Annotated in this window: 10 protein-coding genes, 2 pseudogenes and 1 CRISPR repeat array; of the genes and pseudogenes, 5 read left to right on the top strand and 7 right to left on the bottom strand. The window is 65.5% G+C overall.

Annotated elements, in window-relative coordinates:
• Positions 1–126: 126 nt before the first annotated feature.
• Positions 127–804: a response regulator transcription factor gene (locus tag D1J51_RS10710; protein WP_119075187.1), complete on the bottom strand. Its 678-nt coding sequence runs from the start codon at positions 802–804 to the stop codon at positions 127–129.
• A 125-nt stretch (positions 805–929) separates the two neighbouring features.
• On the opposite strand from D1J51_RS10710, the gene D1J51_RS10705 reads away from it, so the two are divergent.
• The 5 genes and pseudogenes from D1J51_RS10705 to D1J51_RS18650 all read left to right on the top strand — a co-directional run.
• The gene (locus D1J51_RS10705) at positions 930–1,571 is read left to right on the top strand and encodes a hypothetical protein (RefSeq protein WP_162903778.1); all 642 of its coding nucleotides are present in this window, start codon (positions 930–932) and stop codon (positions 1,569–1,571) included.
• A complete protein-coding gene (locus D1J51_RS10700; protein ID WP_119075185.1) occupies positions 1,571–2,629 on the top strand; it encodes a peptidoglycan-binding domain-containing protein in 1,059 nt (352 codons plus the stop codon). The genes D1J51_RS10705 and D1J51_RS10700 overlap by 1 nt, the downstream gene beginning before the upstream one ends.
• A 56-nt stretch (positions 2,630–2,685) precedes the next feature.
• Positions 2,686–3,246, top strand: a pseudogene (locus D1J51_RS10695) (ABC transporter ATP-binding protein); the annotation flags it as partial.
• Complete coding sequence (locus tag D1J51_RS17940) at positions 3,243–4,310, top strand: hypothetical protein (protein WP_162903777.1); 1,068 nt, start codon at positions 3,243–3,245, stop codon at positions 4,308–4,310. The pseudogene D1J51_RS10695 and the gene D1J51_RS17940, both read left to right, overlap by 4 nt.
• Positions 4,311–4,338: 28 nt before the next feature.
• Positions 4,339–4,845 (top strand): annotated as a pseudogene (locus tag D1J51_RS18650) (AvrD family protein); the annotation flags it as partial.
• A gap of 65 nt (positions 4,846–4,910) precedes the next feature.
• Positions 4,911–9,148: a CRISPR direct-repeat array (repeat unit 28 nt; unit sequence GGATCATCCCCGCTCGCGCGGGGAGCAC).
• A 68-nt stretch (positions 9,149–9,216) separates the two neighbouring features.
• Here D1J51_RS18650 and cas2e read toward each other — a convergent pair.
• From cas2e to casB, 6 genes are read right to left on the bottom strand one after another with little or no spacing between them, the layout of a single operon-like run.
• Positions 9,217–9,552: a type I-E CRISPR-associated endoribonuclease Cas2e gene (gene cas2e / locus D1J51_RS10680; protein WP_240423164.1), complete on the bottom strand. Its 336-nt coding sequence runs from the start codon at positions 9,550–9,552 to the stop codon at positions 9,217–9,219.
• 2 nt (positions 9,553–9,554) lie between these two features.
• Complete coding sequence (cas1e, locus tag D1J51_RS10675; protein WP_119075181.1) at positions 9,555–10,583, bottom strand: type I-E CRISPR-associated endonuclease Cas1e; 1,029 nt, start codon at positions 10,581–10,583, stop codon at positions 9,555–9,557.
• A gap of 6 nt (positions 10,584–10,589) precedes the next feature.
• Complete coding sequence (gene cas6e, locus D1J51_RS10670) at positions 10,590–11,336, bottom strand: type I-E CRISPR-associated protein Cas6/Cse3/CasE (protein WP_119075180.1); 747 nt, start codon at positions 11,334–11,336, stop codon at positions 10,590–10,592.
• Complete coding sequence (cas5e, locus tag D1J51_RS10665; RefSeq protein WP_119075179.1) at positions 11,336–12,043, bottom strand: type I-E CRISPR-associated protein Cas5/CasD; 708 nt, start codon at positions 12,041–12,043, stop codon at positions 11,336–11,338. The genes cas6e and cas5e overlap by 1 nt, the downstream gene beginning before the upstream one ends.
• A complete protein-coding gene (cas7e, locus tag D1J51_RS10660) occupies positions 12,043–13,188 on the bottom strand; it encodes a type I-E CRISPR-associated protein Cas7/Cse4/CasC (protein ID WP_205547867.1) in 1,146 nt (381 codons plus the stop codon). Before cas7e ends, cas5e begins: the two co-directional genes overlap by 1 nt.
• A 37-nt stretch (positions 13,189–13,225) precedes the next feature.
• Positions 13,226–13,861, bottom strand: coding sequence for a type I-E CRISPR-associated protein Cse2/CasB (casB, locus tag D1J51_RS10655; protein WP_119075178.1), 636 nt, complete (start codon positions 13,859–13,861; stop codon positions 13,226–13,228).
• Between the last annotated feature and the right edge of the window lie 31 nt (positions 13,862–13,892).

Genomic DNA, 13,892 nt, shown 5'->3' with positions numbered 1-13,892 from the left:
GAGCCAATGGACTGTTCGATCACAGTCGTGAGCACAACATACTCGATTGCGAGTAGAACGACGCCGACGACGAGAAACCAAACCGTGGTCGTTGCGGCAAGCCGGAGCCGGAGGCTCATGATGGGCCTATGCAGAGGCATCTTCGGCAACTTCGAGTCGGTAGCCGAAGCCGCTACGGTAACTCAGAACGGGCGGCTCCCCGAGTTTTCGGCGGAGCGCGTGGATCGCCACCTTCAGGACTCCCGCTGAGAGTTGATCGGGGTCATCCCAGGCGAGATCCAGGAGATCCAAGCGGGAGACGTAGCCGCCGTTGGCGAGCATGAGCGCTTCGAGGAGGTCGAACTCTTTTGGAGACAGTGACAGCCGTTTCCCGTCGCGTTCCGCCAGCCTCCTCGCCGTGTCGACTCGCAGCCCTCCGGATTGCAGGATCGGTGGTGAACTTGCAATCCGTCTGCGGCGCAACGCCCGCATTCTGGCGAGCAATTCCATGTACGCGAACGGCTTTGCCAGGTAATCGTCGGCCCCCAAGTTCAGACCTTCTACTCGATCATGGAGCGTACCCGCCGCCGTGAGCATCAGGATGCTGGCCTCATGTCCGGACTCGCGCAGTTCCCGGCACACGCGGTCACCGCTGACTCTGGGGAGGTCGCGGTCGAGCAGGACGATGTCCACGTCCGAACCCCGGAGCAGTTCGAGGGCTTGCGCCCCATCGAACGCAACGGATGCAACCATTCCTTCACCGACGAGGCTCTCTTGCAGCGACGCCGCCAAGTTTCGATCGTCTTCCACAATCAGCACGCGCATCCTTCTCACCTCCTTCTTCGATGATGCCTCACTCCGGTTAGCGCGAGGTTAGCGTTCGGCTGACGCTCCGCTGACCGGCCCCTCCGTAGAACTGTGAGGAATGGATCACGACTTGAGGAGGCGTCATGCACACATCAAAAGTTGTCGCGGGGGTGGCGATCACGCTCCTGTCCACGGTGCTGCTGACCGGCTGCATCACGGAAAGCAGCAAAGCACCGGAGACGGCGAGCACTGGCGCGTCCGAAGTGCTCGCGGGGAGCCTGGTGGAACTGTTCGAGCAGGAGAAGGCGGACACCGACAACATGTTCGTCCTGGAGGTGCTCGATCGAGCGATCGCATCCGGAAGCATCGCCCAGCAGGACTACGACGAAGCGCATCGGCTCTATGTGGAGTGCATGAGCGATGCCGGGTACAAGGAGAAGTATCGGCAGGACACTAACGGAGTATGGAGGATCACTCCGCCATCGTTGAACGGCGACGAGGAGGTGGAACGCTACATGCAGATCGGGGCGGACTGCTCCGACGAACTCGCACCGATCGAAGCGCTGTTCACTGTCCAGCAGGGCAACCCGGACCTTCTGGCCGATCCTGCCGCAGGTGCGGTCGCTTGCCTGAAGCGGGCGAAGCTGGTCGGTGGAGACTACACCGTGGGAGATTTCACCGCAGAGTTTGAATCTGGTTTCAAGAATTCGCCATTTGACCCGAACTCGCCTGAGGCGCAGTCCTGCTTCAGCGGTAATGGGTACGCAGTCACCGTGGAGTGGTGATGAAACGCCCACTAGTCCTCCTCGCCACGCTGAGCACGACGGTCCTGGTCAGTGCTGCCGCTCTCTTGGGATGGTCTCTTCGCCCCATCGAACCACCTGAGAACCTCGGGGCGGGAAGCGAGCCGAAGACCGGCCCTGCCGTAGCCCAAGAGTTCGCTGACGAGCGATCCGTTCAGGTGCGCCTGCGCGTCGGTGATGCCATTGAACTCACGACAGCTGCCACTGGCATCCTCACAAGCCAGGAATGCGCTGCAGGTAAAGAAGTCACGTCTGGGAGCATCCTGGCAACCATCGACTACGCACCTGTCTTCGCCATCCACACGCAGTCGCCGCTATACCGCGATTTGGCACTCGGCGACCGCGGAAAGGATGTTGAGGTCCTACAAACCGAGCTGACCCGTATCGGTTTCGCCGTTGAAGCGACCGGCTATTTCGGATGGGATACCGCCAACGCACTACACGACATGAAGGTCGCAGCCGGTGGACCTAACGAGGACTCGTCCTACCGGCTCCGCATCTCTGAATATGTTTGGCTCAGGCAGCAGGCGGTCACAGCGAGCCGTTGCCCGGCCAAGCTGGGACAGCAGATCAGTCCGGGAACCCCTTTGGCCACTGGGCCTGGGTCAATCCAGAGCATTGCGATAGAGCCTCTCCCAACTGGGCTCGCTCAAGGCGATCGCACTCTCACCGTCCTGGGCGCGGAAGGAGTTGTGGGAGGCGACGGGGTCAGCACAGATCCGACCCTTCTCGCAGGCGTTCTGAATGCTCCCGAGGCGGCGTCCGTGATCTCGGATCCGGCTTCCAGTACCCTTCCAGGACGCATTCGACTAGTAACGCCCGTGCCTGCGGTCAAGGTCCCGCCGGCGGCGGTGTTCGGAGTATCCGGCGATCGAGGCTGTATTCGAGTCGGAGGCACCACACACCTCGTCACCGTCATCGGTTCTTCCCTAGGAAACACTCTCGTCGTCGTCGACGAGGACGTGAAGGTGGAGACCGTGGACCTGACCGGAACCAAGGATGCCTCTTGCCCCGCATCTGAAGAGGATGCGAAGAAATGAGTACATCGCAGCTCAGCGCTACTGATCTCGTTCACGCCTATCCGGGCGGACCGACTCTATTCGAACCCCTCAGCTTCAGCATCGAGCCCGGCGAGATCGTCGGCATCTGCGGACCTTCCGGCTCGGGAAAATCCACGCTGCTCTCGCTCATCGCTGGATGGGAAGTGCCCCAGGGCGGAACGATCAACCGCATAGCGATCGATTCGATCCGATGGGTCTTCCAGAACCCGCACGGTGTCCCACACCGTACCGCTCTCGATCACGTTGTGTTTCCGCTGCTGTGCCGTGGAACAAGCAGGGGCGCGGCGGAAGAGGAAGCTGCATCGATCCTCTCAACGTTCGCGCTCACCTCGGTCGCTGGAAGAGCGTTCCACATGCTCTCCGGCGGTGAAGCACAGCGACTTATGCTCGCCCGCGCAGTCGCCGCAGCTCCTGACCTCCTGCTGGTCGACGAACCCACCGCACAGTTGGATCAACGAACCGCAGCCAGCGTCAATGAGACCCTCGGGGGTATCGCCGAATCCGGAGCCATCGTGGTCATCGCGACGCATGATCCGGGCACACGCTCTGCGTGCTCGCGCGTCATCGAACTCGACCCCGCAACGGACACGCAATGAGACTACGCACCGTACTCAGCGAGGCCTGGCGCAACCTCGTCAGCGGCACGACCCGAGCAATCCTGTTCGCGATACTCCTGGGAGGCGTCACCGGAGGGCTCGCAACCGCCGATGCGCTCACCATCGTCGGAATCCAGAACGCCGCCGAACGCTATCTCGCGTCGGGAGCAGCCGTGCGGACGCTCACTACCGACAGCGAAGTCGACGGTGAGACATGTGAAAGGCTCGCCGAGCTGGGGGACATCTCGCGGACTGGCGCACTCAGAGAAGCGCCCCCAACAGAGCTGCCTGCGCTCCCGCGCAGCCCGCTCACCACCTACGAAGCATCGCCGACCTTCGCAGACCTTCTCGAAATCACACCTGAGACGACAGGGGTATGGCTGTCGCGCGCTCTTGCTACATCGCTTGGGGTCGATGTCGGAGACGAGATCGCGACAGTCTCCGGGACCGCTTCCGTGAGCGCGATCTACGAATATCCCGAAGACGGGAGAGACGCTCGCCTCAGCATCGCAATGATCATCCCGGTCGCGACGGAAGGGACTTTCGATGAATGCTGGGCACGCGTATGGCCAGAGAATCCGCAATACGACAACCTCCTACGCTCTGCCACCGTGCCCGGCGCCGGAGAATCCGAGCCGATCAACATCTCGCAGCTGAACAAGTCTGAAGGCTCCTCCTTCGATGGCCGCGAGATCTTCCTGAACCGGGTAACGCGATGGAGCTTCGCAGTCGCAATCGTGGGCGGTCTCTGCGTCGGCTGGATCGCTGTCGCTAGGCGACGGGTTGAGTACGCGTCATCACTTCATGCAGGCCAAGGACGAGGCGCATTCACCGCAACCGTGCTCGTCGAAACCGTTGCCTGGATCATGGTCGCAGCAATCCTTGGCGCTGAAATCACCGCACTCGCGCTGATCCTTGCAACCACCTCGATAGAGCGCGACCTGTACGTCGGGCTCCTCGGCATCGTCAATGCCGGGTCCGCAGCGGCACTGCTGGGAGCCGCTAGCGCAACACTATTCGTCCAAGCAAAGCACCTCTTCAAATTTTTCAAACAGCGCACTTGATGTCACCCCCAGGCCCTAGGAGAACGCCATGTCGACAATTGCCAGAAGCCCTGATGAGTCGGAGGCTGCACCCACATTTCTGGGAGCAGCGCAGTCCCTCGAAAGCATCCTCGGGGACGGAAGCCAACGATACCTTGCCTCCGGCTACCGCCGGGTTCATCGCTCCTTCGCAGGCACCTTTGAGCGAGCGAAGAACCGAGTGGACATCTCGTTCACAGGAACGGCGTCAGCACAGTATCCCAAGGATTGGTCAGTGAAAGGCAACGACCGCGCTCTCACCCCACATCTGAGTTCGATTGACGCAATCTTCATCCTTCAAGCGATTGCTCAAGCGGCGCTCCAACCTCCGGAATTCGTCGAAAGATCGCTCATCGTTAGGGAGCCGCACGGGCGTATCTCGCTTCGGTCGGGGCCCCACGCGGTGACTCACCTCAGAGAGGTTCCTGTAGCTGCGAACCTGTCGCACTCCCCGGAGCACGCCACGACAACCCTCTCGGCACAGATTGGAACGTTCGCCGTGACTGCGGAACTTCACTTCACCGAGGACCGAGAGGCCTTCCGCGTCCATCCCGAAATGCACCATGTGCGGCGGGACATCAGGCTCGGACCGGCCTCGCGCGGGGAGCACCGTGTGAGTTCTGGCCCGTTCACGACGTGGCAGGGGATCATCCCCGCTCGCGCGGGGAGCACCCCCCAGATAGCTCGCGCCGCCCGTTCGATCTGGGATCATCCCCGCTCGCGCGGGGAGCACTGTCTCGCGAGTGGCCCGGGGACGTGCTCTCCAGGATCATCCCCGCTCGCGCGGGGAGCACGAACGATTCGGCGCTCACCAGGCGCGCCCGGTGGGACCATCCCCGCTCGCGCGGGGAGCACCGCATCGAAGACGTGTTCGATAGGTGCAGTAGCGGATCATCCCCGCTCGTGCGGGGAGCACGGCCGTGATCGCGCGTGACAGGTCGGCGTGAGCGGATCATCCCCGCTCGCGCGGGGAGCACTGAGTTTGCGAGCGAACTTCTCTGCCGCTTCACGGATCATCCCCGCTCGCGCGGGGAGCACGGGAGGACCGCGCCGGCGTTCGTAATCCAGTAGGGATCATCCCCGCTCGCGCGGGGAGCACGCACGCCGCTGCTCGGGCGTGTGCATCAGCGGGGGATCATCCCCGCTTGCGCGGGGAGCACTTGCTCGCCGAGTTGCGCCTGATCGTCGACCACGGATCATCCCCGCTTGCGCGGGGAGCACACGGTCTCGGTGACGGTGGTGACGGTGGTGGTGGGATCATCCCCGCTCGCGCGGGGAGCACAGTAGGGTCGAAAGATACTTCGACTCCCACGGGGGATCATCCCCGCTCGCGCGGGGAGCACCGCCCCGGTCGGCCACCGGTCGAGGCCGCCGCCGGATCATCCCCGCTCGCGCGGGGAGCACTGCTCCCGAAGGACCGGCCTGTCGCGTATGCGTGGATCATCCCCGCTCGCGCGGGGAGCACCTCCGGAACATGCACTCCGCGCCGGCCACCCGGGGATCATCCCCGCTCGCGCGGGGAGCACTGGAACGTCGCCCGGAAGTATTACCGGCTCGTGGGATCATCCCCGCTCGCGCGGGGAGCACGCACTGCCGGGCATCATCACCCAGGTCGCCGCGGGATCATCCCCGCTCGCGCGGGGAGCACGTGAAGGTTCATTCGAGCGCGCGGCTGACCATGGGATCATCCCCGCTCGCGCGGGGAGCACACCGGGGGGCGGTGGGCGACTTGTGACCGGGCGGATCATCCCCGCTCGCGCGGGGAGCACGTGGAGATCCTCGCGTCTATCGGTTTCCCCGCAGGATCATCCCCGCTCGCGCGGGGAGCACCCGGACAGATCCGCGATTTCGGGTCGGCACAGTGGATCATCCCCGCTCGCGCGGGGAGCACGCTCCCCGAGGAGAGATCGAACTGCCGCGGCAAGGATCATCCCCGCTCGCGCGGGGAGCACAACGGGAGCCGCAGCCGAACGCTCGGGTAGTGCGGATCATCCCCGCTCGCGCGGGGAGCACGTACTCCAGACAATCCGAGCGTATCCGACCCATGGATCATCCCCGCTCGCGCGGGGAGCACACTTTCACATCCCCGACCTTCACGTCATCGGTCGGATCATCCCCGCTCGCGCGGGGAGCACACGGCGGAGATCGGGAAGATCCAGCGCGAACTGGGATCATCCCCGCTCGCGCGGGGAGCACGGCCCGATCGCGATCCATTCCGGACTCGCGAAGGGATCATCCCCGCTCGCGCGGGGAGCACCCGTTCGACCAGTAGCCCTGGTCGCGGCGCCGCGGATCATCCCCGCTCGCGCGGGGAGCACTGGGCGTATGCCTTCCCAGTATTGCCCCGCCTGGGATCATCCCCGCTCGCGCGGGGAGCACGACCGGCTACGATCTGCCGCCGCTGGATGTCGAGGATCATCCCCGCTCGCGCGGGGAGCACTGTGGCTGCCCGCGATGCAAGTCCGCGAGATCCGGATCATCCCCGCTCGCGCGGGGAGCACCACGGGGTGCGCCCTCCATTGATGGGCATTCAGGGATCATCCCCGCTCGCGCGGGGAGCACCCGAACCACGCGTTCGGGAAGGCCTGCACATCGGGATCATCCCCGCTCGCGCGGGGAGCACGGGAGGACCGCGCCGGCGTTCGTGATCCAGTAGGGATCATCCCCGCTCGCGCGGGGAGCACCCGAACCACGCGTTCGGGCAGGCCTGCACATCGGGATCATCCCCGCCCGCGCGGGGAGCACGGGAGGAGCGCGCCGGCGTTCGTGAGCCAGTAGGGATCATCCCCGCTCGCGCGGGGAGCACCACCTCCACTTCGAGGTCCTCGCCGACGGAGCAGGATCATCCCCGCTCGCGCGGGGAGCACCTTGATGGCGGGAATGTTTGTTCCAGTGATGACGGATCATCCCCGCTCGCGCGGGGAGCACAATGCTTGCTGTTCGTGTCGAGCTGCGCGTTTGGGATCATCCCCGCTTGCGCGGGGAGCACATCATGCGTCGCCACATCGGGTCGGACTCGTCGGGATCATCCCCGCTCGCGCGGGGAGCACGCTCGATCACGGAACGGGAAGATGGGATACCGCGGATCATCCCCGCTCGCGCGGGGAGCACGGGATCACTGTCGTAGCTATGCTCGTGGTCGCCGGATCATCCCCGCTCGCGCGGGGAGCACTGGGAGCAGTACCTCAAGCCCGCGTTCGACGCGGGATCATCCCCGCTCGCGCGGGGAGCACCCAAGCATCAGCATGAACCAGAACGTGCGCGCGGGATCATCCCCGCTCGCGCGGGGAGCACTTGACCATCGACCGCCACGCCTGCATATCGACCGGATCATCCCCGCTCGCGCGGGGAGCACGACCACGACGACCAATCGGACTGGCCCCCCGCAGGATCATCCCCGCTCGCGCGGGGAGCACGGGGTGAGGGGCTGAGTGCCCTTCACCCCCGTGTGGATCATCCCCGCTCGCGCGGGGAGCACTCGGACACAACGTCAGCAGAGATCGTCTTGCACGGATCATCCCCGCTCGCGCGGGGAGCACTGGGCGGGTGCCGCCGCTTACGCGGTGCACCGGGGATCATCCCCGCTCGCGCGGGGAGCACGCACGGGGCACAGCCGACGCCACCACGACGCCGGGATCATCCCCGCTCGCGCGGGGAGCACGATAGCCAAGGGAAGCACGAGCGGGTGCACCTTGGATCATCCCCGCTCGCGCGGGGAGCACGCGATCGACCGCACGTTGCACGGCACGGAGAACGGATCATCCCCGCTCGCGCGGGGAGCACTACTATCCCGCCGCATCCGGTGGAGGGGAATGGGGATCATCCCCGCTCGCGCGGGGAGCACGTCCGCCGTCGTTGGACACCTCTATCGTGATACGGATCATCCCCGCTCGCGCGGGGAGCACGAACCCATCGACACCGCCACCGCGTCCGGCCGCGGATCATCCCCGCTCGCGCGGGGAGCACCGTGCCCTGCACCGCGGAATCCGCGGGCGCGGAGGATCATCCCCGCTCGCGCGGGGAGCACTCACTCAAGACCATCCGCCGCGTACTCACCGAGGGATCATCCCCGCTCGCGCGGGGAGCACGCCCCGTTCGTGTTCAGGTCGACGATCGCCTGAGGATCATCCCCGCTCGCGCGGGGAGCACGAATGGTTCTCATCGCCGCGGGCGTAGGGGCCGGGATCATCCCCGCTCGCGCGGGGAGCACGATCCAGCCGCGCTCGCTTCGGCCGCCGATAACGGATCATCCCCGCTCGCGCGGGGAGCACCGGGTTGTCGATGGTCACCGAGCAGACACTGGAGGATCATCCCCGCTCGCGCGGGGAGCACCGGTGTCCCGAAGCAGTCCTCGCCGCACGGCTAGGATCATCCCCGCTCGCGCGGGGAGCACACTATCGCGCGGATCCTCGCGCAGATCGGAGCCGGATCATCCCCGCTCGCGCGGGGAGCACGTCGATATCCAGGAACGCGGCATCGGTTGCGAGGGATCATCCCCGCTCGCGCGGGGAGCACAGGGTGACTACGAGGTCGCGGACGCCGCGAAGAGGATCATCCCCGCTCGCGCGGGGAGCACCGTTTCGTGCGGATGCCGCGGGAGTTCAACCAGGGATCATCCCCGCTCGCGCGGGGAGCACCTTCACCTACCCGATCGGCGAGAAGGTCACGGAGGATCATCCCCGCTCGCGCGGGGAGCACCAGACCGTGTGGGAGACCGTGCTGCGGCCCGTGGGATCATCCCCGCTCGCGCGGGGAGCACGTGAAGAAGGACCGCAAGAAGAGCGGGGTCCGGGGATCATCCCCGCTCGCGCGGGGAGCACGCTTCTTGATCAGGTATTTACCCACCCGATAGGAAGAACTTCGTTTAGTTTACAACTGCGAGCAACGTTCATCGTCGCGAACCCCTTCGGAATCTGGAAGCGGAAGACCAGCCTTTGCGAAGAGCGGAGGTCCGGCGGCCTCCCGGCCGTGACATGAGGGTAACGCCCTCGATATCGCGCGGCTCCCAGTCGTGCCCGTGAACCCGAAAGCTGAACCCCTGCTCGGCATTCCGGTCTGGGTGTACCAGGAGCGCCTTTCCCTGTATCTCCTGAATCACCAGATCCCAAACGTGATCGCGGAGCTTCGGATTGAGTTTGCCGACGAAGACACCTGCGCTGACCTCGTAAAGCCATCTGGTGAGATGCCCGCGTAGGCCCTGCGGGCAGGCGGTGAGTACCAGCACGATCACGATCCGCTCGATTCTCCTGAGTAGTCGACACCGCCTGGCACGGTTCCGCGCCCGTCCCAGAGCTCGTTGCCGCCCATCTCTTCGTCGAGGAAGAGATCTGTCGAGTGCTCCGAACCATGACGGTCCGAGATAAAGCCGACGCCTTCAGCATGTTCGAGCAGCAGCGATTTCACGTCTGCCACGATTCGTTCGACGAGCTTCAATTCGACGAAGCGATCACGCATCTTCCGTCGGACCGCACCGGCAAGGTCTGATCCGGAGAGCGCACCCTCCTCGCCACCGGCATCACGCAGAAGGGCCACGGTTTCGAATGACACCGGGATCGAGGTCTCCGCCTTGTACAGGTCCGCGACGTCGTACACGAAGCTCCGATCATGCCCGGTGTGCACGATGCCGAGCCCGGCCGAGCATCCCAGCGCAACGGCGGCGGCATGCACAAGCCCGTACAGGCACGTGTTCGCTGCGGAGAGAGCCTGGTTGATGTCGTCGCTTCCCTCGAAGTCGTCGACGTCGTAGTCGCGACGATCCCATTTCACACCCGTTCGCTTCGACCAGTCGCGATACACCGACCGTACCCGTGCGCCTTCCCGGCCCCGCAACTGCTGCATCGCGAGTCCGGCGACGTCCTCATCCGGAAACCGCATCGCGTACATGCGACGGGCTACGCGCATCCGCTCGCGAGTGTTCGAGACGATGGCAGCCTGTCGCTCGAGCAGCCGTGTGGAGCGCGCGAGCGGTCGCCCGCCGGCGTAGTAGCGCACACCGTTCTCGCCGACCCATACGATCGCTGCGCCGCTATCGGAGAGCACCATCATGGCCTGGTGAGTGACGTTGGTCCCCGGGCCGAGCATCAGCACCAGGAGCCCCGCGCTGGGTATGTGGACGATTCCGTCTTCGCCGGTCGCGGTGAGCGCATTCGATTCTCGGGCGATCACCGCGTGCTCGAGATAGACGAAGGTGATCCGGTCCTCTACGCGAGCGAGTTCTGAAGGGCTCGAAGGCTCGGCGCCTGGAATGGAAGACATGCCGCCTCACGAAGCTTGGTGCGGAGGGGCGAGAGTCATCAGGCCGCACCCGTATGCCTTGGCCCGCCCGATCCCGCGGGTGAGAGCGTCGCGCAGACGATTCACATCGGTGACCTCGAGCAACCCGTCGAACCGCGCTCGTGCGAGTGTGACTCGCTGCTCGCCTCTTCTGAAGTGCAGGGTCTCCCTGCAACTCACCAGAATTGCAGCCGCGACCTCGGATGCGGCTTCTCCGCCGTGCGTGGCAGCTGCGGCGGAAGTCTGGTCGAGTGCGGGATCGCCGCTCCCCGGGAAGAGCTCGCCTTCAGTGAGGAAACGCACACCGAGGTCGTCGGCGCGCTCCGTCAACCAGCGCGTCTGGTGTTTGACGGAAACGTGGGCGAGCAGCTTCTTGCGGCCGCTGCTGTCGGTGACGGTGTGCACCGGATTCGCGGTCAGCCGGAATGCGTAGCGCTGGCCGCGCGCGAAGCGGGAGAGGAGCTGATCGTATGAGCGGGATTCCCAGGTCTGTTCGGCGCTCCATCCGGCTTGTTCCTGCAGGTGCTCAAGAGAGGGCGTACGAGAACTGAGGATCAACAGCTGCCGCTCATCGCCGTCGGCGTCGAGACGCCACAGAAGCCTGGATCCCGATCCGGGATCCAGCGGTACGGGAGGGAAGGCCGATTCGACCGCGGCGTGCAGTGCCTGTGGATCCCGCATGAATCGCACGGTCTGCCGTCGCCGAGGGTTGAGGTACATGCGGGTCAGCAGCATCAGGCCTCACCCCCGAGCAGAGCGAAGGCGTCGTGCGATGACGCACCACTGGCGCGCCCCAGCGGATTGTCGACGCGGGTCCAGCCGTGCACCACATCCCGCAGGCCGTAGTCGCGGTGCCTCGGATCGAAGCTGCGCGGCACGTCGCGCACCGTCTCATCATGCTGTTCGTCTGCGCGCGCGTCGCGTGACCAGAGCAGCGACACCTGATCGCTCTGCCGCTTGCGATACCACTCAGCCGCCCTCCACGGTTCCGCGGCCAAAGCTTCCTCCAGCTTCTGCTCTCGAAGACCGATGAGGATCCTGCCCGCCGGCGGGCAGGCCCGGCGCCCCAGGTAGAGGGGGAACGCGGGCGAGGCGATCGCTTCTGCGAGCCCCTCGAGCAGCGGCACAGGCGCTTCAAGCGCAACCAGATACTTCGCGTCGCCGACGTAGGATCGGTACGACAGTGGGAGCGACTTGCGGGTGCGCCAATCGATTGCGGTCTGGAAGTCGCGCACGAGCGCGCCCTGCTGCTCCTGCCGGACCCCGAAACGGATCGACACCAGATCCTCGACGGGATCGGCCCGACGGCGCCCGAGCGCAGCGGCCAGCATCCCGATGACACCGCTCTTCGTGGGGAGCATTCGCGTCTCCCGGTGAACGAAGCGGCTACCGCTGCCCCACGACTGCAGCGGGCCGGAGAGTTCGAGCAGAAGCAAGGGCATCAGGCCAGCTCCAGCCGCTCGCTGACTGTTGTGGCGAGCAGTGCCACGAGCTCATCGAGGGTGGTCCGCTCGGCGCGCGATAGGATCGGTGCCACGCTCTCCTCCGCCGCGGGATCAGCGACGAGGATCGCGCTGCGCACTGGCGAGGTGCCGAAGCTCTCGTCCTCGGCCAGGGCCTGCCCGACCAGCTTGCCGGCGGCGCGCGGCAGCATACCGCCGTCCGCGCGCACCGGATCCTCGAACGCTCCCGCGAGGTTCACGGGCTGGTCCTGTCGCACCTCGACGAGCACCACGCCGGGGCGGGTGCGGTTGGCAAAGGTGTTCTGCTTGCCGGTGGGCATGCTGAGTAGGAAGGATCGGGCGAACGCCTCGACCGCGCGTGCGGCGGCCTCTGATGAACCCAGATTCTCTTTCAACCGTACTGCGTCGACGGTGGCGTACCGGTAGAGCGTGGAGGAGACGAACTCGACCGTCCCGATCATGCCCGCGCCAACGTTATCCGTGGGAGCGTTGTCGTCGACCGCTGTGAAGTAGTCGAACTCGGCGGTCGCGGCGTGCACCGAGATCGCGTGGCCCACCTGGCAGGCGGCGTCGACGTTGAGATCGGGGGCATCCGCGATCATGCGCCCGAACAGAGCCACATCGATCGAGTTCTCATCGGCGAACGCCTGCTTGGCCGCCTTCTTGTCCATTTTCTCGCCGTTCAGATGGTCGATGCCGATACGAGCGAGCGCATCGATCTGGGCGCGGGAGAGGAAGACGAGGTAGCCGGTGCGGCGCTGCTCCGAGCCTTCGTCTTCGCTCTTCTTCTTCTCGATCTTCACTTTGACTCCTGCGGCTTCGAGCACCGCGGTCGCGGCCTCATCACGCCGCGGGTCCTCGAGCGACGGGTCGAGCTCGCGCATGCGCTCGGCGATGCGCTCGACCACGCGGAGCGTACGCTCGCCGATCTTGCCGATATCGAGACGATCGTTGAAGTCGGATCGGGCCGCCTTCTTCCAGGCCTGGCTAGAGACGCGATGGCGGCGCACACCGCCGTAGGTGGCGGTCTTCGGCGAGCCCGTGTCATCCCGGTTGATGCAGGAGGGCGGAACCGTCTGCAGCACGTGGATATCGATGAAGGTGCGCGGTGCGCTCATGGTCATGGTGTCTCCTCGGTGGTGGGTTCAGCTGCGGTGTCGATCAGGCGGCCGCTGATGGTTCGGGATCGTCGTTCTCGGTCTTGGGCTTTCGCATCAGATCGCGTGCCCAGGTCAGCCGCACTTGCGTGCGCGTGGCGGGACTGCCCAGGAAATAGATGTCGGAGGCCAGCGTCGCGTAGTCGAGCGGGATGCCGGCATCGCGCAGCTGCCTGATCAGCCCGCGGAGATGGTGCAGGATCTCCGCGGGCTCGGTCGCGGTGCTGAGCGCGTGGTACCGGCGCATGGTGGGGCGCTCCCGGCTATCCGGTTCACCCGGGTTCGCGAGCCGTCTGATCGCGGCTCCGAGGCCGGTGCCGGCAACGTGCATCGGATCCTGCTTCGATTGCTGATGCACCGCGTACAGGTGGAGAGCGGCCGCGAGGGCGTTCTCTGCTCGGGTCGGCGAATCTCCGTGGCCGATGAGCTCCTGCGGGGCCCCGCTGAAGACGGACTCCCACGCCTCGAGTACTCCCTCGGAAGTCGCGGGATCGCATCGACGCAACTGCGCCAGGGTGGCTTTCGCGGCGGGAACGCCATCTCGATACCGGTTCTGCAGTCCGCTGACTCGTGTCCCGGCGTAGCGCTCGAGTGTTTTCCATGGGGTTCGGTCGGTCTGGGGCGCCGTGGTCTCGTTCATCGAGGTCCCTCCGCTCCGGTTGCTCTCGTGT

The sequence above is a fragment of the Leucobacter sp. wl10 genome (genome assembly GCF_003569785.1).
Taxonomy (GTDB): Bacteria; Actinomycetota; Actinomycetes; order Actinomycetales; family Microbacteriaceae; genus Leucobacter.
This window is presented reverse-complemented; position numbering and strand designations above follow the sequence as displayed.

Coding starts and splice junctions, on each gene's coding strand:
- cas5e (WP_119075179.1), bottom strand. CDS start 12,043: ATGCCCTTGCTTCTGCTCGAACTCTCCGGCCCGCTGCAGTCGTGGGGC.
- cas6e (WP_119075180.1), bottom strand. CDS start 11,336: ATGCTGCTGACCCGCATGTACCTCAACCCTCGGCGACGGCAGACCGTG.
- D1J51_RS17940 (WP_162903777.1), top strand. CDS start 3,243: ATGAGACTACGCACCGTACTCAGCGAGGCCTGGCGCAACCTCGTCAGC.
- cas7e (WP_205547867.1), bottom strand. CDS start 13,188: ATGACCATGAGCGCACCGCGCACCTTCATCGATATCCACGTGCTGCAG.
- D1J51_RS10700 (WP_119075185.1), top strand. CDS start 1,571: ATGAAACGCCCACTAGTCCTCCTCGCCACGCTGAGCACGACGGTCCTG.
- D1J51_RS10710 (WP_119075187.1), bottom strand. CDS start 804: ATGCGCGTGCTGATTGTGGAAGACGATCGAAACTTGGCGGCGTCGCTG.
- cas1e (WP_119075181.1), bottom strand. CDS start 10,583: ATGTCTTCCATTCCAGGCGCCGAGCCTTCGAGCCCTTCAGAACTCGCT.
- D1J51_RS10705 (WP_162903778.1), top strand. CDS start 930: ATGCACACATCAAAAGTTGTCGCGGGGGTGGCGATCACGCTCCTGTCC.
- casB (WP_119075178.1), bottom strand. CDS start 13,861: ATGAACGAGACCACGGCGCCCCAGACCGACCGAACCCCATGGAAAACA.